General features: G+C 42.7%; 18 protein-coding genes. 8 read left to right on the forward strand and 10 right to left on the reverse strand.

All coding sequences use genetic code 11. From position 1 onward, the window contains the following. Window positions 1–18 precede the first annotated feature (18 nt). The 6 genes from DK188_RS11370 to DK188_RS11395 all read right to left on the reverse strand — a co-directional run bounded on the left by DK188_RS11370 (window position 19) and on the right by DK188_RS11395 (window position 10,923). Window positions 19–1,359, reverse strand: a complete 1,341-nt coding sequence (locus tag DK188_RS11370) for a TolC family protein (RefSeq protein ID WP_111670931.1) — start codon at window positions 1,357–1,359, stop codon at window positions 19–21. Beyond that, a complete protein-coding gene (locus DK188_RS11375) occupies window positions 1,359–4,421 on the reverse strand; it encodes an efflux RND transporter permease subunit (RefSeq protein WP_111670932.1) in 3,063 nt (1,020 codons plus the stop codon). The genes DK188_RS11370 and DK188_RS11375 overlap by 1 nt, the downstream gene beginning before the upstream one ends. Before the next feature lie 3 nt (window positions 4,422–4,424). Beyond that, window positions 4,425–5,510, reverse strand: coding sequence for an efflux RND transporter periplasmic adaptor subunit (locus DK188_RS11380; RefSeq protein ID WP_111670933.1), 1,086 nt, complete (start codon window positions 5,508–5,510; stop codon window positions 4,425–4,427). An 18-nt stretch (window positions 5,511–5,528) separates the two neighbouring features. Further along, window positions 5,529–6,311, reverse strand: coding sequence for an alpha/beta fold hydrolase (locus DK188_RS11385; RefSeq protein WP_111670934.1), 783 nt, complete (start codon window positions 6,309–6,311; stop codon window positions 5,529–5,531). Window positions 6,312–6,485: 174 nt separating this feature from the next. After that, a complete protein-coding gene (locus tag DK188_RS11390) occupies window positions 6,486–7,553 on the reverse strand; it encodes a DUF481 domain-containing protein (protein WP_111670935.1) in 1,068 nt (355 codons plus the stop codon). A 91-nt stretch (window positions 7,554–7,644) separates the two neighbouring features. Further along, complete coding sequence (locus DK188_RS11395; RefSeq protein WP_111670936.1) at window positions 7,645–10,923, reverse strand: TonB-dependent receptor; 3,279 nt, start codon at window positions 10,921–10,923, stop codon at window positions 7,645–7,647. A 345-nt stretch (window positions 10,924–11,268) separates the two neighbouring features. Between DK188_RS11395 and DK188_RS11400 the strand changes: the two genes are divergently transcribed. Then, entirely contained in the window at window positions 11,269–11,958 is a 690-nt protein-coding gene (locus DK188_RS11400; protein ID WP_111670937.1) for a lysoplasmalogenase, read from the forward strand. 23 nt (window positions 11,959–11,981) lie between these two features. Here DK188_RS11400 and aspS read toward each other — a convergent pair whose 3' ends face one another. Then, window positions 11,982–13,736, reverse strand: a complete 1,755-nt coding sequence (aspS, locus tag DK188_RS11405; protein ID WP_111670938.1) for an aspartate--tRNA ligase — start codon at window positions 13,734–13,736, stop codon at window positions 11,982–11,984. 294 nt (window positions 13,737–14,030) lie between these two features. Here aspS and DK188_RS11410 point away from each other — a divergent pair, with 294 nt between their 5' ends. The 5 genes from DK188_RS11410 (at window position 14,031) to DK188_RS11435 (ending at window position 17,704) form a co-directional block, all read left to right on the forward strand. Beyond that, a complete protein-coding gene (locus DK188_RS11410; protein WP_111670939.1) occupies window positions 14,031–15,332 on the forward strand; it encodes a peptidoglycan DD-metalloendopeptidase family protein in 1,302 nt (433 codons plus the stop codon). A gap of 77 nt (window positions 15,333–15,409) precedes the next feature. Continuing rightward, window positions 15,410–16,141 carry a 23S rRNA pseudouridine(2604) synthase RluF gene (gene rluF / locus DK188_RS11415; protein WP_111670940.1) on the forward strand — a complete coding sequence of 244 codons (732 nt, stop codon included), beginning with the start codon at window positions 15,410–15,412 and terminating at the stop codon, window positions 16,139–16,141. A gap of 116 nt (window positions 16,142–16,257) precedes the next feature. After that, window positions 16,258–16,554 (forward strand): type II toxin-antitoxin system HigB family toxin, encoded by a 297-nt coding sequence (locus tag DK188_RS11420; RefSeq protein ID WP_111670941.1) that lies wholly within the window; start codon window positions 16,258–16,260, stop codon window positions 16,552–16,554. Between the two features lie 3 nt (window positions 16,555–16,557). Further along, complete coding sequence (locus tag DK188_RS11425) at window positions 16,558–16,917, forward strand: helix-turn-helix domain-containing protein (protein ID WP_111670942.1); 360 nt, start codon at window positions 16,558–16,560, stop codon at window positions 16,915–16,917. 331 nt (window positions 16,918–17,248) lie between these two features. Beyond that, window positions 17,249–17,704 (forward strand): DinB family protein, encoded by a 456-nt coding sequence (locus DK188_RS11435; RefSeq protein ID WP_111670943.1) that lies wholly within the window; start codon window positions 17,249–17,251, stop codon window positions 17,702–17,704. A 21-nt stretch (window positions 17,705–17,725) separates the two neighbouring features. Here the strand turns inward: DK188_RS11435 and DK188_RS11440 are convergent, their stop codons facing one another. From DK188_RS11440 to DK188_RS11450, 3 genes are read right to left on the reverse strand one after another with little or no spacing between them, the layout of a single operon-like run. Beyond that, the gene (locus tag DK188_RS11440; protein WP_111670944.1) at window positions 17,726–18,109 is read right to left on the reverse strand and encodes a VOC family protein; all 384 of its coding nucleotides are present in this window, start codon (window positions 18,107–18,109) and stop codon (window positions 17,726–17,728) included. A 50-nt stretch (window positions 18,110–18,159) separates the two neighbouring features. Continuing rightward, window positions 18,160–19,869, reverse strand: coding sequence for a DUF2207 domain-containing protein (locus DK188_RS11445; RefSeq protein WP_111670945.1), 1,710 nt, complete (start codon window positions 19,867–19,869; stop codon window positions 18,160–18,162). Further along, window positions 19,870–20,421 carry a LemA family protein gene (locus tag DK188_RS11450; RefSeq protein ID WP_111670946.1) on the reverse strand — a complete coding sequence of 184 codons (552 nt, stop codon included), beginning with the start codon at window positions 20,419–20,421 and terminating at the stop codon, window positions 19,870–19,872. 286 nt (window positions 20,422–20,707) lie between these two features. Here DK188_RS11450 and DK188_RS11455 point away from each other — a divergent pair, with 286 nt between their 5' ends. Continuing rightward, on the forward strand, window positions 20,708–22,696 hold the full coding sequence (locus DK188_RS11455) for a M1 family metallopeptidase (protein WP_157963223.1): 1,989 nt from the start codon (window positions 20,708–20,710) through the stop codon (window positions 22,694–22,696). 58 nt (window positions 22,697–22,754) lie between these two features. Then, a complete protein-coding gene (locus DK188_RS11460) occupies window positions 22,755–23,315 on the forward strand; it encodes a pyridoxamine 5'-phosphate oxidase family protein (protein WP_111670947.1) in 561 nt (186 codons plus the stop codon). Window positions 23,316–23,601: the final 286 nt, after the last annotated feature.

Genomic DNA, 23,601 nt, shown 5'->3' on the forward strand with positions numbered 1-23,601 from the left:
TTAGTTTTTCGATTTTGCTTAAGGATTGAGAGTCAGTTCCTCCTGACTATTTTGGAAGAAAATCTTCCCAGAAAGCCTCATCAACTCGATTTCTTGTTCTTTGATGGAGTAAATGGAAGTGATCAGCCTGTTCTCTGCTGTCAGTAAGTTCACCTGAGCATCTCTGAATTCCAAATAAGATGCAATCCCCAATCGGAATCGCTCGAGGGCAATTTCAGAGTTTTCACGAGCCACCTGATAGTTAGCCTGCTCGATTGAGAGGAGCCTCACATTATTTTGGTAGGTGTTATATGCTCGTTGAATATCTGATCTAAGCTGGATTTCATATTCATCCAACGCGTAATCCTGAATTCGTTCCTGAACCTTTGCATTTTGAATTCTACGGTTCAGAGTCAAACCGCTGAAAAGATTTACCGTGATATTTCCTCCATAATTGAATCCTTGCCGCTGGTTTTGAATTAAAAAACCAGCATCAGAATTGGAGGTGTTGTTCACATAGTTCCCATTGAAATTCAATATCGGAAGCCTTGAGGCTTGCAACTCACGTTTTTGAAGAAAGGCTACATTTTTGAGCCTTTGATTGATGAGCAATTGCTTATTTTCAAGGAAAGCATTGTCTTCCAAATCCTCAAAGCTTAAAACGCTGGAGATTACAATAGTATCTTCTACCATATAGTCTTCATCGGGACTGATCGCCATCAGTTCATTCAAGTTGACTCGGGAATTTTGGATGATTTGTTCCTGAGTGAGCAGAAGACTGGAATCAGCATTGTAATCAACCTGAGCAGTCAGGTAGTCACGTTTTCCTGCTCCACCGAGCTCGTACTGGGCTTGGGCTATGTCGAGACGAGCCTTGCTTAAGGTAAGGGTCTCTTTCAAAACCTTATAACGCTGCAGCTCCAGAATCAGGCGATAATAGGCAGTGGAAATACCGGCAACGGTATTTTCTACGGCTATTTTAGCTTCAAGCTCACTGATTTCACTCAACTCCCCGAGACGCTTCATTGTCACCACGGCTTCAGGTCGGAATCCATAAATCCCAACAATGCTGAAATTCTCATTTTGGGATTTGGCATTATCGATCTGTCGAGGCTCAGGATCATTTACAAATTTTTGCTCCACGTCTTCCTTGCTAAAGGATCTTAGATAGGTGGCATCAACCTGAGGCATAAATAAATCCCCAAATCCAATTTTCTTTTCCCCTTCACGGAGATTGACCCCTTCTACTGCTATCTTGATTTGAAGATTATTTTCCAAACCTAGCTGAATGGCCTTTTCGAGGTCAAGGGTTTCCTGAATCTGGGCGTTTAAACTTGAAAAACTAAGGCTCAAAAAGAGCAAAATGGCTAATTTCTTCATTAAATTCTAGCTAGTCTTCCTTTTTTGGAGGTGAGGTAAGTATAAATGGCCGGGATAATAAACAAGGTCAAAATCGTGGCGAAGGCCAAACCACCTATGACTGCAGCTCCCATTGGTACACGACTTTCTGCGCCTGCACCCAAAGCCAATGCAATAGGCAAAATCCCGAGAATAGTAGACAAACTTGTCATCAGAATAGGTCGGAATCTGGCTACTGCAGCTCCATAGATTGCTTCATAAGGATCCATGCCCTGAGCTTTGCGCTGGTTGGCAAATTCCACGATCAAAATCCCGTTTTTGGTCACCAAACCAATCAGCATGATAATCCCGATTTGGCTGAAAATATTCAGCGTAAAATCAAATGCCCAAAGTGTCGCCAAAGCTCCAAAGATCGCCAGTGGCACAGTGAACATGATGGTCAATGGATCCAAGAAGCTCTCAAACTGGGCTGAAAGGACCAAATAAATCAATATAAGCGCGAAAATGAATGCAAACAACAAACTGTTGGAGCTCTCTCTGAATTCCTTCGAAGGCCCTGATACATCGGTGGAGTAGGATCCATCCAATACTTCACCAGCGATCCTATCCATTTCGTCCAGACCCTGTCCTATGGTCAGGCCTTCGGCTAAGTTTGCTGATACGGTCGCACTTACAAAACGATTGAACCTGTAGAGTTGTGGAGGAGTGCTTTTTTCTACCACCTTTACCAAGTTATCCAGTTGGACCAATTGATTATTATCTCCACGAACGTAGAGCATTCGGAGATTGACCGGTTCATTTCGATCTTCAAGTCTCATTTCTCCCAAAACCTGATATTGCTTACCGTCTCTGATGAAATAGGCAAAGCGCTGTCCTGAATAAGAAAGCTGGAGGGTTCTGGCAATTTCCTGAACCGATACCCCGAGATTTCTAGCCCGCTCACGATCGATTTCAATTTCCAGTTCAGGTTTAGTAAACTTCAGGTTGATATCCGAAAAGATGAAAGTCGGACTTTTACCAACCTCTTCCATGAAAGGAGGGATGGCTTCTTTCAGCTTCTCAATAGTCGGTGCCTGAATCACGTATTGAACAGGCAATCCTCCACGTCTGTCACCGATGGATACAGGCTGCTGGGCAAAGCCTCTTACGGCAGTCTCATTTTTCAGTGAAGCATTTACACTGTTAAAAATCTGCTGTTGGGTTCGGGTACGCTGATCGGCATCCGTGAGGAACAGTCTGATAAATGCAGAATTGGTGTTTGCTGTGCCGAATCCTGGTGAAGTCACACTGATCACAGCTAGACGTTCGGAATCGGGTATTTCTTCCATAAATTGGTCTGTCAACTTATCCACCACATTTCCCATGTAGCCGAAAGTGGCTCCTTCAGGTCCTGAAAGGTTGATGCGGAGCTCAGAACGGTCCTCATTGGGTACCAACTCGGTGGGGATCTCCGAAAACAACCAGTAAATGCCAAATCCCATGATAAAAATCAAAGGGAAAGCGATCCATCTGATTTTCATGAAATTGCCAAGTGCCAGATCATATAGATCATTCAACCAGACAAAGAATGGCTCGGTAAAATTGTAAAACGCATTCTGCTTTTCACGTAGCTTAAGCATTTTGGAGCTCAGCATAGGTGTCATGGTCAAAGCGACGAAGGATGAAATGATAACCGCCCCAGCAACTACAATTCCGAACTCTCGGAATAGTCTGCCAGTGGTGCCCGTCAGGAAGATCACAGGTAAGAAAACCGCAGCCAAGGCTACAGTAGTGGCGATAACTGCGAAGAAGATTTCTTCGGATCCATCTTCGGCAGCTTTTTTCGGACTTTCTCCTTTTTCGATTCGGGTATAGATATTTTCCAAGACCACAATAGCATCATCGACCACGAGTCCGATCGATAGCACTATGCCAAGGAGGGTCAAGACATTGATCGAGAAGTCCATGAGGTACATGATAAAAAATACCCCAACGAGAGAAATCGGTATAGTCAGTACCGGAATGAAGGTGGTCCGCCAATCCCTCAGGAAAAGAAAGATGATCGCAACCACCAGAATAAAGGCAGTAATAATCGTCTCTTGAACCTCAGCTATAGAGCTTCGGATGTATTTGGTCGAATCAAAACCGATTTCGACACCAATGTCATCAGGGAGATCCTTTTTGATAAATTCAAGTCTGCGATAGAATTCATCCGCAATCTCGATGTTATTAGAACCGGGAAGTGGTACCAAAACTACGGCAACCATCGGTACACCGTCACGCTTCAACACGGTTTTTTCATTCAGCGCTGACAATTCTGCATTACCGATATCCTGGAAGCGAACGATGTTGTTTTGATCTTCCTTGATGATCAGGCTGTTAAATTCCTGAGGAGAACTCAGTCTACTTTTAGTCCGGACCGAGAGCTCAATGCTTTCTCCCTCTATTCTTCCAGACGGAAGCTCCACGTTTTCACTTTGTACTTTCTGCAAGACGTCCAATGGGGTGATCCCGTAAGAAGCCATTTTGAGGGGATCCATCCTTAGGCGGATAGCATATTCCTTTTCTCCCCAGATCTGAATCCGGCTGACACCAGGGATGGTTTGAAGTCTCTCTTTGAAAATATTTGAAGCAATATCGGAGAGCTCCAATAAGCTACGGTTCTCACTTTTCACATTTACGCCCACGATCGGTTGGGAGTCAGCATCGGCTTTGGATACTACGGGTGGTTCTGCATCCGGAGGGAGATTTCGCTGTGCACCGGATACTTTGTCCCGTACGTCATTAGCTGCAGCTTCCAAGTCTCCCCCTACTTCAAACTCGACGGTGATATTGCTTCGCCCGTCAGCACTGACTGAGGTTAGGGACTTAATTCCCTGAATACCGTTGATTTGTTCTTCCAGTGGTTCGGTAATCTGAGCCTCAATTACATCTGCATTTGCTCCGACGTAGGAAGTGCTGACGTTGATTACCGGGGGATCAACACTGGGATATTCACGGATACCTAATAGTGAAATCCCTATCCCTCCAAAGAGAAGGATGACCAATGACATCACGATGGCCAATACTGGCCTGTTGATACTGACTTGGGATAAACTAGCCATAGCTTAGTTGATTTGAGTGGGTTGTAACGGCATTCCTTGCCTTACTTGCATGACACCAGTGGTGAGTACCAAATCTCCTTCATTCAATCCTGAAAGGACTTGTACATGAGATTCGGTCCGAGTTCCGATTTCGACTAGACGCTGTTCTGCCGATCCATCTGTTCCGACTACAAATACTTTGTATCCAGAAAGCTCCGGTATAACTGACTCAGAAGGCACCATCAGTGCATCTTCTGTTACTTCAAGGATAAATCGTATTTTGACAAACATCCCCGGGAGGAAGCGGCCATTTTTGTTAGGGCTTTGGGCTCGGAGTTTCAGTGTACGGGTAGCCAAATCAATCTGTGGCTCGAAGGCATAAACTTTGCCTTCAACTTCTTCCGTGGAAGTTTCATTGGTAAAATACACGGGAGAACCGACAGTCACTTGATTGGCATATCGCTCTGGAATTGAGAATTCAATTTTGATCGGGTCAATATTTACCAAACTGACTAAAATGTCATTGGTTCCGATCACTGAACCCTCAGACACCAGTCTTAATCCCAATATACCGCTGAAAGGGGCACGAATGACTGTTTTGGAAAGCTGGGCCTCCACGAGTTTGATATCAGACAAGGCGGTATTGAATTGATTCAGGGCGATATCGTATTCTTCTTGACTGATCGCTTCGCGGGCAAGAAGCTGTTTTTGACGATTTTCCTGAGTCTCAAATAGTTTTTGAGTGTACTGCAATCGCTGGTATTGCGCCTGAAGCTCATCGTCATTCAGGTATAGCAGAGGGGTACCCTTAGTCACATATTGACCTTCCTTAAAAGCTATTTTTGTGACCAAGCCTGAAATTTCTGATCGCAGGTCTACGGATTCATTTGGAAGAATCGTACCTGAAACTGAAAGTTGATTTCTCAGGGTTTCCTTTTGAAGCTTTATCACATTCACAGGAAGATCTTGAGATGCGCCGGCAGACCCTCCGACTGAAGATGATGCACTAGGAGAGTTGGATGCCTGATTACTTAATCTTGGGTAAAAAAAAGCGATTGCTATGATTGCGATAATCCCGATGATCAGCGCGATTTTGGTTTGTTTTTTCATTTAAGGCAATAGGTCAGATTACTGTTGGTTTTTGATGAAAGCCATGGATAGGGTATTGAAATGGTCGGGTTTTTCTACGTTTACCACATGTCCGCATTTCTCAAGAATTGTTAGTATTGAATTTTTATGAATTTTGACAAGGTTTTTTACTGGCTCCAAAAACATCACATCCTGATCTCCCATCACATACAGTGTGGGAATTCCCAAATCTTTTTCTTTGAAGAATTTCAACAATGGATTGATGTCCTTGGTGAGCTTGAACCATCGAATAAACTCCTTCTGACAGAGCTTTTGAGCCTCTCGGACGAAAAGGTTACGTGATTCCTCATGCTGCTTTCGAGGCATAATGATGAAAGCAAAAAGACGATACAACCACATGTAAGGGATCACTCGCTTGAAAGTGTTTCCCAGGAAAACAAGAATTCTGCTTTGGGCATTGAGACGGGTGATGGCCCCTGCCAGCACTAGAGATTTGACACGCTGAGGCTCTAGTTCGGCAAGTTGCCTGGCTAAAATTGTCCCTAAAGACACGCCCATAAAATGAGCCGGCGGTGTCTGAAGATGATCCAAAACTTCTATGACATCTCCTGTGACTGCCTCAAAGGTATATTCATCGTTCCAAACAGCCTGAGGCAGATCGGCGGATTTACCATGGCCTCTGAGATCGATAAGAAGTAGGTTAAATTCCTTTTTGAAGTCTTTCAACTGCTTGTACCAAACTGCAGAAGACCCACCTGCGCCATGGATGAAAACCACCCATTCGGTACTCTCCGGATGTACAAATTCTTTGTAATACAACATAGACAGTTAGACTCCCTAAAAGGACAAAAGTTTACCAAATATCAAAAATACGGTATAATATTGCCTCGAATAGATAAAAGATACTGGAGGCAAATCTTTACTATCAAAGGAAAAAATAAGTGATGCTTTTTAGCCAAAGATTGGCGAAAAGTACAATTCCAAAAAATACGGCCTTTACAATTTCCAGCCGATAGTAGTTTGGAAAATGTAATCCAGGTCTGATGCGCCTTCTACAGGTTGATTATCATAGTTGAGGGTTGTTCCGACTTTAAAATATAAGTCAAACTTAAACTCATAGCGGATGTCAAATTTGAAATCGCTTCGAACCCTGCCTTTGGTACTTAAACTGGGATACACTACCACAGAGGACAAGAGATCCAAGTCACCAATATCATAAATATTATATCCCATGCCCACAAAAGCCTCTGCCGTTTGCGTAGAACTAGTCTGTCCCTCAAATTCTTCATTGTTGAGGTTGACCCCACCCTGAAAAGCCAAATAGACTTTGTTGGAATGAATGAAATACTTACCCAAACCAACCATGTTGGAATTTCTAAAGACGATCAGTTGCTCCGTATTGGACAGCACATTGAGATTATAAAGTAAAAACCAGTCTTTTTGAAGGAAATAATTGTAATTCAGTGCCACCTCATTTCTCTTGATTGGCTCTGTATTGGATTGGGTAGACCTCAAGGAGTTGAGTGTCATATTTACCTTCCAGCGATCAGCCAGATACCCCGTACCCAAATTGAACGTAAATTGTCTGAGATCATTAGCTTTGGTAATATTGGTCCCCACATCAAAGAAAAACGAAAGTCTGCTCCAAAAACCCTCATCGATAGCATTGAGGTAGACAATATTCCCAATTGGGACAGTCAACGCAGTCAGTGGAATAGGCTCATCGATTTTCTTCTTTTTGGAAAGATTAATTACCCGCTCAGGGGAAGTGGGAAAAATTTCAACAAGGCTATCGTTTTTGCTCCCAAGGCTGCCATTGTATCGCATTCCATCCGATAATGTGATGAGGTAATTGGTTTTGGAGAAAACTTGATTCACATTTTTCCAGTCAATTTTGAAATCCACATTGGAATAGTCAGTCTCAAAGGTCATGATTCCCTTATCCATCGATTTGATTTCGCCGATGATTTTATCCTTGTTTTTCATGATCAGCGTGTCATTTTGAGCCAAAAGGACCGAGACAAAAAATAAATTGAATGCCAGAGATATCAGAATTTTTTTCATGCTAAAAGAATTAGGTAAGCAATACTTATAGGAAAAATAAAAAAAAAGCGCCTCTAAACAGAGGCGCTTTGAAAAAGACTTAAATCTTCGATTAGTTAAAGATATATCTCAGACCAAACTGCATTCTCCAAACGTCAGACACACCAGCGGTTGATCTGTAAGTTTCAGAGATTAGGTTGGTACCAAAGTTTCTCAATCTGTATTGAGTAGCTCCGTTAGCACTTGCAGGACCACCTTGTGAATTGGATGGAACGATCAATGGCTGAGTGGAATTGAAAGTTTCACCTACACCCCAGTCCTTGTTCAAAAGGTTACCAACGTTCAGGATATCCACTCGGAACTCCAAGGAATTTCGCTTTCCGCTGATGTTGGTAAACAGTTGCTGCGCAAATGAGAAATCAGCTCTTGACACCATTGGTAGTAAAGCACCGCCTCTTTCAGCATATTTACCTCTGTTTGCACTGAGGTACTCATCCTGCTGAATATATGCTTCCCAAGCTGCTGCTTGTTCTGCGGCAGTAAAGGTTCTTCCGCCGGAAGTAAACTCTTGGAAGTTCATCTCAGAAGTATTTGCAGGGATATAGATCAGGTCATTATTTGTTCCACCGTCACCATTGAGGTCTCCGGAGAATCTGTAGCTACCTACACCTTGGTTAACACTTTCCCAGAATAAAGAAACTGAGGTGTTTCCAAACTTAAAGAAGTCTTTGTTGTAGCTCACTACTGCAAAAATTCTGTTTCCGGAGAAGTTGTTTGAAAATCCAAGACCTGGATTATTCGGATCACCTGAGATAGGATTGTTGAACCAAGAACCAGAAGCAATTGAGCCTGCATCCACAGTGTTTTTCGCTTCAGAGTAGCTATATGCAGCCTTCACATAAAGACCATTTGCAAATGGCTTCTCCAATGAAACGGAAGCAACCCATGAATTACCTACCGCTTGGTTTGAAAGGGTAACTGCATTCGGGATGTTGCTGTTAATTCTGTTTCCAGAAGTCCATCTAGGTCTATTGTCAGGACCTGTGAACGAACCTGAGGCAGCTGGCAAATTCGCATTGTAATAAGCGATACCGTTTACATCAGAGCTATAGATAAATTCTCCAGTCGCTACAATACCACCTGGGAGCAGTTGGTCTACTGCGATATTTGATCTCCAAACCTGAGGGAATTTGAATGAAGATTCTGTCAAAGCAAGTTCATAGGAAGCAGCTGGATCACCTGAAACCTCTGATGGCTTGTAAAAATCAGGATCTGGGTTGAACGGACGCTCTTCAGTATTGTCAAATTGCGCAAAACCTGTAAGGATACCGTTGTTACCGACTTGGTTAGAGATCCAAACATATGCAGGACGACCTGTGAAAATACCTGTACCACCACGTACTTGAGTTCGCTGATCTTGGAATACATCCCAGTTAAATCCAACTCTAGGAGACCAAAGTATGTTGGCTTCTGGAAGCTGATCAGTTCTGAATTTAACAGACTCACCTGCAGGATTTCTGAAATTAAGAGCTTCTACGTCTTGGTTACGAAGTGCTGTTTGTCCAAAGAATGGAACATCGATTCTCAAACCGATTGTAGCTTTGAAATTGGTTTTCACCTGAATTTCATCCTGACCATAGACACCGAAATAATTTACTTTCAATGGCTGAATTGGTTTTTCAGAACCTGGAATATTATTCCATCTTACTTGAAATCTTCTCAATTCAACGTCAGACGGAACGGTATTTCCATTAGTCAGGAAGTTGTTGGCATCAGTATAGAAGTCCTCCAATGAATTGTAGACATAAGCAGACTGAGAACCTGGGAAGAACACGTTTTCAGATTCGTAGCGCTCGTAGCTAAATCCAGCAGTAATGGTATGCTTTCCTTTGAAAATCTGAAGGTTATCCTGGATTTGGAAAGTTTTGTATCTCAATTCGTTGTTTGGCGTAAATGGCTCAAATCCGAATGAAGTATAGGTAGCACCATCTTCCAAAATATCTACCATTGGGAAGAATGAACCTTTAAATCCTCTACTTTCGTCCTGATAAGTATAACCTACGATCAAGCTGTTGGTCATATTATCTTTCAATCTTGAGTTCAATTCAGCAACGATAGATCGGATATTTTCCAAGATGCTGTAGTTCGAATTTTGGAAGTTCAACGCCTCTGGTCTTCCGTTTCTGTTTCCAAAGCCCAGAGAAGAGGAGTTTGACATCAACACATCTGTAGAAGAGTCCAAGTGATTGTATCTCAAGCTTAGTTTGTTCTTGTCATTGATGTTGTAGTCAAACTTCACCAAGAATTTGGTTCCGAGGGTCTCGTTATCATAGCCTTCGTAAGGACCTGTTTCGTAGTCGAAATTGTCTCTCAAGAAATTGCTCAACTGATCAAGATCAGAAGCCAATACTCGAGTGACGTTACCTTCGATTGGTTCACCTCTGTTTGCTCTCCAAGTAGTGCCTGGTCTAGCTTCAGTCTCGTCTTCGAATGATGCGAAGAAGAACAATTTGTCTTTAATGATCGGACCACCTACGCGGAAACCGATTTGCTTGTAAGTGAAGTCTCCTGGATCAAAGGTGTTTTCACCTGCATCCGTACCTACGTTATTGTTATTTCTCCAGAAATAGTATGCAGAACCAGAGAATTCATTTGTACCTGAACGGGTTACAGTGTTCACACCGGCACCGGTGAAGTTACCCTGTCTTACGTCATAAGGAGCCACGTTTACAGAGATTTGTTCAATAGCATCCAAAGAGATCGGAGACACGCCAGTTCTACCGCCTGGGTTACTTCCGCTACCCAAACCAAAGGAGTTGTTGAAGTAAGATCCATCGACTGTAATATTGTTCAATCTGGAATCCTGACCTGCAAAAGACTGTCCGTTGGACTGAGGAGTAAGTCTGGTGAAGTCATTGATGTTTCTTGAAATAGTAGGAAGTCTGGTAATCGCTTGGTTGTCGATAGAAGTATTGGCACCGGTTCTTTCAGATGAAAACAAGTTGTTGGGACTTGAAGTAACCACAACTTCTGAAAGTTCCTGTCCATCTTCAGACAACGAAATGTTAACGTTTGAAAATACACCGAGAGAAAGAACAATACCGTCAACCTCCTGCGTAGAAAATCCTATGAATGATACCGATAGTCTATACGGACCACCAACACGCATACCTGGAATGGAGTACTTTCCATCGATATTTGATACTGCACCATACCGAGTTCCAGATGGTAAGTGAGTCGCTACGACATTTGCCCCAGGTAGTGGGGATCCATTTGTCTCTGACACTACCCCGGAGATACCGGAAGTAGTCACACCCTGTGACAATGCAAGTCCTGTGCTGAGCACCAGAAACATCACTGCCATCAAGTTTTTCAGTAAATTTTGCCTCATAATTTTTTGTTTTGGTAAAAGTTGGTTTTGATTTTTACTCGCTGCAAAGGTAATTCTACGCCTAGGCATCTAGGGGTAGTTATCGTTAATTTTTGACCCCCAAATTTCACAATAATTAACATAACCTTAACACTTTCAATCAAACAATTTTTATCCATTTTATAAAAATCACGCTTGATTATTAACTGCAATTGAACAATTTCCCCAAAAAATTATAATTTATGCCTAGAAATAGACCCTATATTTAAAAAGGTTTTTTCCTGATTTTCGGAACATAGTAGAACACCCCTACACCCTACCCAACTTTTCATCTATCTTTAGCTTGAAATTCAGAATATTATTCCTTTGAGAGATAAAAATATTATTTGGCTTTATTTATTCCTGCTGGCTTCACTGGCAGACATTGCATTTTTGCTAGAAGGCAATTCAGAAATGCGTTTTTACTCGAAACCCTTGATCCTTTTGGGGTTAATTATTTATTTTTTCCGGATTACCCGCCCGATTGCTTCCACACTCCTTACCAAGTCAATTCTTTCAGCACTGATATTCTCTTGGATAGGTGATATTCTTCTGTTGTGGTCAGATCTTTTTGTTTACGGTTTGGGTGCATTTCTAATGGCGCAGGTCTGTTACATCATTGGCTTCAAACTCGCTCAGGAAAATTCCGGCAAATTGGAGCAGGTTAATTTTATCCGAACCTTCTTTTTCAATCTCCCCATCTACCTCACCGCAGCTTTCACCTACTATCTGATCAATCCAAACTTGGGTAGTCTGAAAATCCCGGTCATTATTTACATCATAGTCATCGTCAGCATGGTGGCTACTGCCAGAGACCGATTCAAAAAATGTAATGCTGCCTCCTTTTGGCAGGTATTCATTGGAGCGATTCTGTTTTTCATCTCTGATGGGACGATTGCCATCAGCCGATTCTTCCAGGACTTCCCAGAATCCGGTATTGTTATCATGGGCACGTATGTGGTTGCCCAGCTGTTGATCGTGATGGGGATTAGATCCTATCTCATCAATCCAAAATAAAAAAGAGGCCGAAGCCTCTTTCATTATTTTTTCAAACTCACTCGAATCGAAAGCTCCTGCAGCTGATCGTCAGCAATGGTGCTCGGCGAATCAATCATGACGTCTCTGCCAGAGTTGTTTTTAGGGAAGGCGATGTAATCCCGGATGGAATCCGAACCGCCGAATATGGCACAAAGTCGGTCAAAGCCGAAAGCAATCCCTCCATGCGGTGGAGCTCCGTATTCGAATGCCTCCATCAGGAAGCCGAACTGTTTTTGTGCTTCCTCATCTGTAAAGCCAAGATGCTTGAACATCAATTGTTGGGTTGGCCGATCATGGATACGAATAGATCCTCCACCTACTTCTACTCCATTAATAACCAAGTCATAGGCATTGGCCCGTACTGCTCCTGGATCAGTATCCAAAAGCGGAATATCCTCAGGCTTTGGAGAGGTAAATGGATGGTGCATGGCATGGTAGCGCTGCGTGTCCTCATCCCACTCCAATAATGGAAAATCCACTACCCAAAGCGGTATGAATACGTTTCGATCACGAAGACCAAGCTCTTCACCCATTTTGAGCCGAAGTTCCGAAAGCTGCTTTCGGACAGTTTTGGCATCGCCACTGAGCACCAGCATCAGATCCCCGGGAGCGGCACCGAATGCATCTGCCCAAGTCTGAAGGTCTTCAGACGAATAAAATTTATCCACACTCGACTTCAGCGAACCATCAGCATTGTATCGAAGGTAAACCATTCCTTTGGCGCCGATTTGAGGTCGCTTCACCCATTCTGTGAGTTCATCGATTTGCTTTCGCGTGTATTCTGCAGCTCCTTTGGCACAGATTCCAACAACCAACTCAGCATTGTCAAAAATTGAAAACCCTTTTCCTTTGGCTACTTCATTGAGCTCGACAAACTTCATGTCGAATCGAAGATCTGGCTTATCGTTGCCATAGCCTTTCATCGCATTAGCAAATGTCATGTGCTCGACATACCCCAACTCAATGCCTTTGACTGAAGAAAACAAGTGCTTCACCAGTCCTTCGAAAGTATGAAGAATGTCTTCCTGGGTGACAAATGCCATCTCGCAGTCAATCTGCGTGAACTCAGGCTGTCTGTCTGCCCGAAGATCCTCATCACGGAAACACTTAACAATCTGAAAATACCTGTCAAAACCGCTGACCATGAGCAATTGCTTGAATGTCTGCGGAGATTGAGGAAGGGCATAAAATTCACCGGGATTAACACGGCTAGGCACCACAAAATCACGGGCACCCTCGGGAGTGGATTTGATCAGGACAGGAGTCTCTACTTCGATAAAGTTCTGCCCATCCATGTATTTTCGGGTTTCCTGCATCATGCGGTGCCGAAGCTGAAGCTTTTCCCGGATTATATTTCTTCTCAGATCAAGGTATCGGTATTTCATCCGTAGCTCTTCTCCTCCATCAGTTTCATCTTCGATGATGAATGGAGGAACTTTAGCAGCATTGAGCACTTCAAGCTTACTCACTTTGATTTCGATCGAGCCTGTTGGCATTTTATCATTCTTGGCAGTTCGCTCGATTACTTTTCCGCTGGCCGACACTACAAACTCGCGACCTAAGGTGGCTGCTTTCTCCAGTAGCGCTTTGTCCGTAGATCCTTCTTCAAAAATCAACTGAGTCAGTCCATACCGATCGCGAAGGTCTACCCAGATCAATCCTCCTTTGTTACGGACGCGCTGTACCCAGCCCGACAGCGTCACATCCTGATTTACATGGTCGAGGCGCAATTCGCCACACGTATGAGTTCTCAACATTTCGATTCCTTGATTTTTTGGGAGGTCAAAGATAAATATTTGATTCAGAGATCACCATTTCTCTTTTGAAGATTCGCAACAAATGGAAGATTTTGATTGTAAAAAGTCATTTTTTATCCCAAAAATTTTAAAAAGTTATAAATCAGTCCTTTTCGAGATTTATTTTCTTTTTGCAACACTGCGGCACGAAAATTGGCGTTTTACGCGTATTGCAAGGCTTTTCGTTTGGAATAACGTCTTGAATTTCCGTCTTTAGTCAATTATTCTTTTCACCCCTCTAATAATCAACGATTCATGAACAGTAAATGGATTGGCGTCATTGCTCTCGTAGTCACCCTTGGAGCAGGCGCTATTTTCCAATTTGGCGGATTAAATGCTTCTCCAGAAGAAGCTGAAATCGCCGCAATTGACAGCACGGCATTAGAACAGGAAAAGCAGGTCTTCCTCTACGGAATCAATGTCACCGGATTAAATATCGTAGAAGGCACGGTAAGTAAAAACCAAACTCTGGGCTCCATCCTGACGCCTTTTAATGTTTCGTATCAAATCATCGACGAAATCGCTAAAAAGTCAAAGGATATTTTTGATGTGAGGTGGATCGCCGCCAATAAGAAATTCACAATTCTCCAGTCTGCGGATTCACCTGCTGCTAAATTTTTTATTTATGAACCTAACCCAGCTGAGTACGTGGTGTTCAACCTCGATTCGATGGAAATCTACAAAGCGGAAAAGCCTGCAATCTACCGAAAGCGGGAAGTTGGAGGACTGATAGAGAATTCACTCTATGTAGACATGGACAGGCAGCAAGTTTCGCTCACGATCATCAACAAATTTGCTGATCTATTCGGCTGGTCAGTGGATTTTCAAGGCCTGCAAAAGGGCGATCAGTTCAAGGTAGTCTATGAGGAAAAAATCATCGATGATGAGGTCGTGGGCGTGTCAGGAATCGAACTTGCTTATTTTGAACACAAAGGCAAGCCGTACCATGCCATTCCATTTGAGCAAAATGGAGAAATGAATTTTTTTGATCAGGAAGGCAACTCGCTTAAAAAAGCTTTCCTCAGAGACCCACTAGAATACACACGCATCAGCTCGCGCTACAACTTGAAGCGTTTTCACCCGGTTCAGAAAAGGTACAAACCCCATTTGGGCACGGACTATGCTGCCAGGACCGGTACAGAAATCAGAACAGTGGGAGATGGTACTGTGATCGAAGCTAAATACAGTGCAGCAAATGGAAACTACGTCAAGATCAAACACAACGGCACTTACACCACCCAATACCTGCACATGTCCAAAATTGGCAAAGGCATCAAGTCCGGCACTCGGGTGAGTCAAGGTCAGGTCATTGGCTATGTGGGAAGCACAGGCTTAGCTACTGGGCCACATTTGTGCTTTAGATTTTGGAAAAATGGAAAGCAAGAAGATTGGCTCAATGAAGAAATTCCACCTTCTGAACCGATCTCCGCAGCTAATAGAATGGCATTTGAAGCCAAAAAAGCAGAATCCATGAGACTTTTAGCAGCGATAGGAACATCCGGTGAGAAAAAACTGGTAGCTGAGACTTTACCACAGATTCAAAAATCAAGCGAATAGGAATCAAGGAATTAGATTAATTCACTTCAACGGGTGGATTTGTTCGGTTAAATTCGCGCAAATCCACTTTTGCTTTTATGTCCCAAGAAGACTCCATTCGAATCAATAAATACCTCAGCGAGGTGGGATTTTGCTCGCGAAGAGCGGCAGATAAACTTTTGGAAGAAAACAGAATTACCATCAACGGCAAAGTCCCTGAGTTGGGAACCAAAGTTTTCCCTCAAGATGAAGTGCGGGTAGATGGGGAGTTGGTTGGTAAACCCAAAATAAACCACGTATACATCGTTTTCAATAAACCGGTAGGCATTGTGTCCACCACAGATGTCAAAGGCGAAAAGGACAACATCATCGATTATATCGGCCATCCGGAACGGATCTTCCCCATTGGTAGATTGGACAAAGACAGCGAGGGACTGATTTTACTGACCAGTGAAGGAGATATTGTCAATAAAATTCTTCGCTCTAAAAACAACCACGAAAAAGAATACATCGTGACGGTGGACCGACCTATAGATTCAAATTTTGTCCGCAAGATGTCTGGTGGAATCCCGATTCTTGGCACGGTCACCGATCCATGTAAAGTGGAATTGATCAGCCGATTTAAGTTTCGAATCATATTGACGCAGGGACTCAACCGACAGATTCGTCGTATGTGTGAATTTTTAGGTTACACAGTTAAGCAGCTCAAGCGGATCCGGATTATGAATATCCATCTAGACATCCCTGTGGGAAAATGGCGGGATCTCAGCGAAAAGGAACTGAAAGAACTCAATTCGCTCATCGCTGATAGTTCGAAGACATTTGATTAGGTCAAATTTTTAAGCGTAGGTGAATTCCTGAGGTTGATTTTTTCCCCGAATCGAGACAAACTAATTAGATTTGTTTTTTGTAAATTTATTCCGAATTACGGAACATTTACAGTAAAATGAGGATTATCAACTACAAGAGAATTCAAGAATTTTTAGTAAAACATGCAGACGCTGAGGTTCCTTTAAGATTCTGGTATTCCGTAACCCAAAAAAAAGAGTGGTTCTCAATTAATGAAATTAAAAAGGATTTTAATTCTGTTGATTACGTGGGCAACCATCGGTTTGTATTCAATATCAAAGGAAATGACTATCGGTTAGTTGCTATCATCTCATTTAATGCACAGAAAGTTTATATAAGGTTTATCGGCACCCATGCGGAATACTATAAAATTAAAAACATTCAAACCATCTAAATCATGATCAAGTCAGAAAAAGAATACAATGCTATTGTAGAACGGATTGAAGAATTGCTGTCTGATCCTGAAAATATTGACAATTCAGAAGCAAAAGAATTTGTGGAGTTAAACTTACTTTCAGATTTGGTTGCAGATTTCGAAGAAAAATATCATCCAATCTTGCCTCCTTCTTTAGCGGAAGCAATTAAACTTAGAATGCATGAGCGAGGATTAAGTCAGAAAGCACTCTCAGAGTTTTTGGGGGTAAGCAGCTCAAGAATCAGTGAATATCTAAATGGAAAAAGCGAGCCGACATTGAAAATCGCCCGAGAAATTAGTAAAAAGCTGGATATAGAAGCCTCAATTGTTTTGGGTGTTTAAACTTTTCTCTTTCCAAATTTCATTTTTTCTGAAAAACCCGCACATAATCCACCAAATATTCCTTGGGGAAAACGCTTGCACTTGGATCGCCTTCATTACATCCAAAAGCAAGATTTAATAGTTTGTAATGAAGCTGGTGGAATAACCATCAGGATGATGGGTTTCAATTAAATTAACCTCTTCCTGTCAAACTAAAGCATAGACTGAGTCTTGGTGATTGAAGGAATTTTGGCCAAAGCATGAAATTCTAAGAAGAGTTAAAAGGAGAAAGTGGTGAAAAAGCGGATATCCATATAAGTCTAAAAATTGATAATTCGTAAACTTAAAGAATATGGAAGAAATCGAAAGGCTTGTCAAATCATTTGAAAACCTCTACAATGGGGAACCCTGGATAGATGTGACTATGTGGCAAACTCTGTCTGGAATCTCCGCTGAAAATGCTTCAAGACGATCAATTCACAATTGCAATACAATCTGGGAAATAGTTAATCATCTTATCGAATGGAAGCTAAATGTAATTCAGCGTTTGAAAGGAAAAATCCTGATCACCCCCTCAAATAACTACATTTCTAGAATAGAAAATACTTCAGAGGAATCCTGGACCAACACGATAACAAGATTTGAAAATGCCCATAACGAATGGATTGATAACTTGAAACAAATCGACCCAAGCTCCTTAGACCAAGTTTATCCTCCCAATCAAATGAGTTTTTTTGAACACATTTCAGGAATTCTACAGCACGAGGCCTATCATTTAGGTCAAATTGTGATTCTTGCCAAACAATAACCTAATTATTTCGCCTTAAATTTATTCCGTTTGCGTACCGACTGTCCAGACATTCCCATTGAAGTCTTTGAACATTCCCCGGATATCCGGATCGTCTTTTTTGATGGGTTCCTGGATTCCTTGACAACCCAGTTCCAGTGCCTTTTTATAGGTGGCTAGAGCATCCTTTACATACAGGTGCAGAAGAAATTCATTGGCTGGATAACTGGAAGTCGCCTCACTGAGCATGATGACTGAGTCATCTAGTCGCAACTCCACATGCATCAGCGTGCCGTCAGGTCTTTCATAGATCCGGAGTTCTTCCGCGTCGAAAAGATCCTTCATCAGTTGCACAAATCTTGGTGCATTCTCAACGACAAAATAAGGAGAAAGAGAATTGTATCCCGTAGGTTTGAATGGAGCCATACTTTTTCAATTTTAAGGAGTGAAACTATTTAGAATTAAAAGGGAATAAGTTACCAGCTTCCGCCGCCACCTCCTCCGCCGCCGCCGCCGGAGAATCCCCCGCCGCCTGATCCGCTACCGCTTGAAGGCTTGTGGCTGGATTGACTGATGGTATTGGATAGACTGGAGTTGAGCATGTGTGCAAATGCCATTCGCTGCATCATTCCGCCGCTGTACCAAGTGGGATGGTATTGTTGTGCTGTAGAGCTCATGCTGAGCATTCTCTGGAATTTTTCTCCCCAGATTTCATCCACATCCAAAACCATGGCATAGGGAAGCAGTTTTTCAAACTTCTCAGGAGTAAGCTGAGGTGGATTGCTGAACTGCAGCATTTTTTCCTCAGCTGCTGCCATGTACATTTTAAATCCCGCTATTTCAGATCTGAGTTTCAGTTTTTCCTTGGCTGGTTTGCGAATCAACCATTGGTAGAGAAGAAACAGGATGAAATTTCCTCCTATAAACCCAACCAGAAGCGGAGCTTTCCCCTCAAAGACAAAATAGTCCTCCATACTCACGATCAAGACGATGTAGCCAATAATCAGAAGTAGGGGAATAATCCAAAACTTCACATTAAATCCCTGATAAATCAGTGAGTTCCATTGGGAGCTCAGACTGGATTGAAACTTTTGGACCGCCTCGGCCACTTTCGAATTGTATTTCCCATCCAAATTAATCCTACTCCCAGAGGCAAAAAGCTCCTTTAGAAGTATTTGTTCTTCTTTGGGAAGTGAATCATCAGGAAGTTTCTCACGAATGAGGTCAAATTCCTTCTGCTTGAAAAGCCCAAATAGCGAAGATTGGGTATTTTCTTCAATTCGTAGATATCCCTTGGAAGCAAGGCTGACAATGGAAGCAGTGATGAAATCCTGCCAATAGAAGCCTTTGCTCACCATTCCTACAGAAGCGGGAGAAAGTCCTGCCGGAGGATCAAAAAGGGGAATGACGGTAGGCTTGGGTGGATCTATTCCGTAGTTCAACCAAGTGAACAAATAATAGGCAAGCAAAAGCAATCCCAACAACGCCGTGATCAATTGAAACCCATACTGCTGAAATTCTGTCGGAGGAGGTGGTGGTGCAACTATTCCTTTTGTAAAGCCGATGGCAATACTCAGGTTATCTCCCGGGCTAAAGGATGCTGCGGTAAAGATCACCGAATTTCCACTTTCCGAATGTTCACAGTTTTGCTCAGCACTTCCATATTGCCCGGTGTAGCAGGCCAATTGGAGGATTTCAGCCCCAGCTGGAAGGAGGACTTCTGCACTGGTTTTTCCGATTGAAAAGGGCCACTGCGTTCCATTCACATTCCAGTATATTTCATCATATTCCTCGAAGAATCGGATTTGATTCGGAACAGTATAAGTGATTTCATACTCGTAAACACCTGGTTCCAGAAAAACTGAAGATTCCCCGACGTAAATGGCGAGGTTTCCATTTTCGCGCTCGGTATGATATGGGGAGTCGACTCCATCACGCTTTACTGACCGAATGGTGTATTCGTTTTTTACCGCTTTATCCTGCTTATCGTAAGCAGTCAGTGGCAATGATCGGATGATTCCCCGTTTGTCACTGATCTCCGTGACATATCGAATCTTTTCGACAACTGTAATCTGTCCCGAAGGATCTACCTGAATGGTGGAATGAAATTCCTCCAGTTTTTCACTTTGTGCAGCAAGCTGAGTAAAGAGAAAAAAGCCAAGGAAAAAAAGGAGTACGCTTCTCATTTAAAATTTCACTTGTGGAAGCTGACGTTCTGTTTCATTGTCCAGTTCGAAAAACTTCGATTTGATGAATCCGAAAATGTTGGAGATGATATTGCTTGGAAAAGACTCAACCAGGATGTTCTTTTCCCGAACGGTTCCATTGTAATATCTCCTGGACTTCTCAATGTCCTGCTCGATGACGGAGAGTTCTTCTTGCAGCTGAAGGAAGTTCTGATTGGCTTTCAATTCAGGATATTGTTCTGCCAATGCAAATAGGTTGACCAAGGCCTTGTTCAATTGGTTTTCCGCGACCTGATGACCTTCTACAGTGGTCGCAGCTTGGGCTTGATTTCTGGCTTGCACTACTTTTTCAAAGGTTTCCTGCTCATGCTTTGCGTAGCCTTTGACTGTCTCGACTAGGTTGGGAATTAAGCTATAACGCTTTTTGAGTTGGACATCAATGCCGCTCCATGCTTCTTCCACGAGGGTATTAAGCCGAACTAGTTTGTTGTAGATACCGATAGCATAGAAGGCAATAAGGAGGACAATTCCTCCAATAATTAATAAGGTCATGGATTCTTTAGTGTTAGGTTTTGAAAAATTTCAATTTGAATCAGAGGATCAATTTAGCAATTATATCCTTTATGAATGCCTCACCTGAAGCTTGATCCGGACAAAGTTGAGAATGATGAAAAAACTATATTCTGCCAGAGCTAAGGCTGCATATTTATCTGTGTAGAGTTTTCATCCAGTATCTCAGAAAGGTTCAACGTCTACAGAAGTTGTCCGCTTACAATTTATCCAATGAATAATTCCAAATATTTCATTAGTTTTTGCGATGATACTTTAAAGATCCTTTATGAGAAAATTATTTTTTCTGCTTTTCTTAGGCAGTACTGTTGCCCTAGGCCAAACTACCAATCCACTACCACTTAGAAACTCCATCGAAACAGAATACCGGGCCATCCGTCGTGATGTGCCGTTGACCAATTCGATCCGAAGAGCTTTTGAAGCAGGAACGCGGGATTTCAGCGGAAAACCCGGTTCAAATTACTGGCAACTCGAAACGGATTTTACCATCAAAGCGAGTTTGGACCCCAAAACGCAAACCATCACCGGAATAGAGACCATCAAAGTCCACAATAATAGCCCAGATGATCTAGACCGAATTGTCCTACGTTTGGATCACAATGTATTCCGAGGGGACGTCCCCAGGGGTGGCTCTACCCCTTCAGAGCAAACCGAGGGAATGGTCATCACAGCGATCAAAGTATCTGGAGAATCGGTGGATCTTACTGCTTTGCCTCCGAGAAGAAATACATCGCAAAAATTGAGCGTGTCTGGCCTTAATAGAACTGTAGCTACGATTTATCTGGAAAAGCCAATTAAGGCAGGCGCATCAGCAGAACTTGAAATTGCTTGGAATACCAAACTACCCGGAGGACCAAATGGACGAGGTCATCGGATGACTCAGCGATTTGACAGCACACTTTTCCAACCTACCCAATGGTTTCCAAGACTGGCAAAATATGATGATTTGAGAGGTTGGGAAACCAGTCCATACCTCGGTCCAGCAGAGTTTTTCAATAATTTTGGAAGCTTTGATGTGTCTATCACAGTTCCGGCAGGTTGGATCGTAACTGGAACTGGAATTTTGCAAAATCCTGAAGAGGTACTAACCGCGGAAGTAGTTCAACGACTCGCCAAAGTGCTGGAATCCGATGAAGAAATGACAATAGTTGGGGCGAATGAAAAAGGTCCCGGCAAGGCTACGGGCTCTGGAGAAACTTTAACTTGGCGGTTTAAGGCAGATCAAGTGAATGATTTTGCCTGGGCTACTTCCGCTGATTTTATCTGGAAAGGCACTCGCGCCGCTATTCCTGGAAAAGGATACGTGCCGATCTACATGGTATACCTTCCTGAGCGGGCCAGGCTTTTTGAAAATGCAGCAAAGATTACCCGCCATGCCCTAGAATTCTATTCTGAACTTTGGGCTCCTTATCCTTTTCCCCAATTGACATTGCAGGACGGACCTAGTGCAGGTATGGAGTACCCGATGGTGATCAATTCCAATCAGGGAGCTGCAGATCATGAAACCGCCCACCAGTGGTGGCCGATGATGCTGGGAACTAATGAGACCCGGTACGGCTGGATGGATGAAGGATTTAACCAATATATGAATATACTATCTGAGGCAGATGCCGAAGGAAAAGATTATAATCTGAACGGCTTTGGACAAAGCTACGGCAGGATCAGTGGAAGTGAAGAAGAGGCCCCGCTGATGTGGAGTGCAAATGATGCTGGCGGAGGCTATGGTTTCCAAACTTACCAGAAAACCCCTTTGATGCTTTCCATGCTTGGCGGAATAGTTGGTGATCAGGCAGTAATTAATGCGATGAAAAAGTATACGGAAACCTGGGCTTTCAAGCATCCGTCTCCTTGGGATTACATGTTTTTGATGAACAATGAATTGGGACAAAACTTGGAGTGGTTCTGGTACTATTGGCTTTTTACGACTGAATCTGTGGAAGGCTCGATTGCAAATGTTGTTTCTGAAAATGGTAAAACTACTGTCACTGTGAAGCAGGCCGGAGAAATGCCCTCACCTGTGGTACTCAAAGTTGAGTTTGAAACAGAAGGTCCCGAAATCAAAGCGATGCCTAATGCCAAAATGCTTGATTCTAATTCGGCAGAAGTCTCTTGGCCGGTAGATGTATGGTGGAGTGGAAGTCGAACGTTTGATGCGGTTCTTGATTTCGGTACGAGAAAAATCAAAAAGATCACGCTCGATCCCAATGGAAGATTTCCTGACCGCGAGATCAGTGATAATATCTGGGAAGCGAAATAATTGGAATACCCTTATCCCTCAAAAGTGCTATATTCAGTTTGAATCATAAAGGTACGTCATGGGAAAGCAACTGGAAGTCATCACTCCTGAGTTAACAAAATTCATCGAAAATCAGAGAATTTTCTTTGTGGGTACAGCTGCCGAGTCTGGCCGAGTCAATGTATCACCCAAAGGAACGGACTCATTTCGTGTAATTGATTCCAATACCATTGTCTGGCTCAATCTGACTGGAAGTGGAAATGAAACTGCTGCTCATTTGCTGAAAAATGATCGAATGACCATTATGTTTTGTGCATTTGAGGGAAATCCAATGATTTTGCGGCTGTATGGTCATTCAAAAATTTACCATAACCGGGATCCTGAATTTAAGCAATACATAGACTTGTTTCCCGCTAATACAGGTTCCAGGCAGATCATCGAAATGCAAGTGGACTTGGTCCAGACTTCCTGTGGTTTTGCAGTTCCGTTTATGGACTACAAGGAAGATCGGGAAACCTTAAATTCTTGGTCAATCAAGCAAGGTTACGATGGAATTGCGGAATATTGGGAAAGGAAAAATACCAAAAGCATTGATGGGTTTGAAACTGGGATTTTTCTGCCAAATGAGCCCTCTTTTTGAGAATAGAATCCAGTCATTTACTTCGAATACCAACTCCCTATTTTTAGAATTGAAGCTTGAGTTGAAAAAAAGAGGCTATTTTTCATTTCGAAAATGAATCAAAATCTTTTAATACTTTGCGTTCAGAGCGTTATTTTTAACCGTGATGCGTGGGATATTCATTCTTTTTTTCTTCATAGCTAGCCTTTGCCAAGCCCAAGAACCTAATCTAAAAGCTTACTTGGATTCCGTCGAGCTTGGAAAAAAAATCAATAAAAAGTATGATAGGATTCTGGCGTCAAAAATC

The organism is Algoriphagus litoralis (assembly GCF_003259255.1).
GTDB lineage: Bacteria > Bacteroidota > Bacteroidia > Cytophagales > Cyclobacteriaceae > Algoriphagus > Algoriphagus litoralis.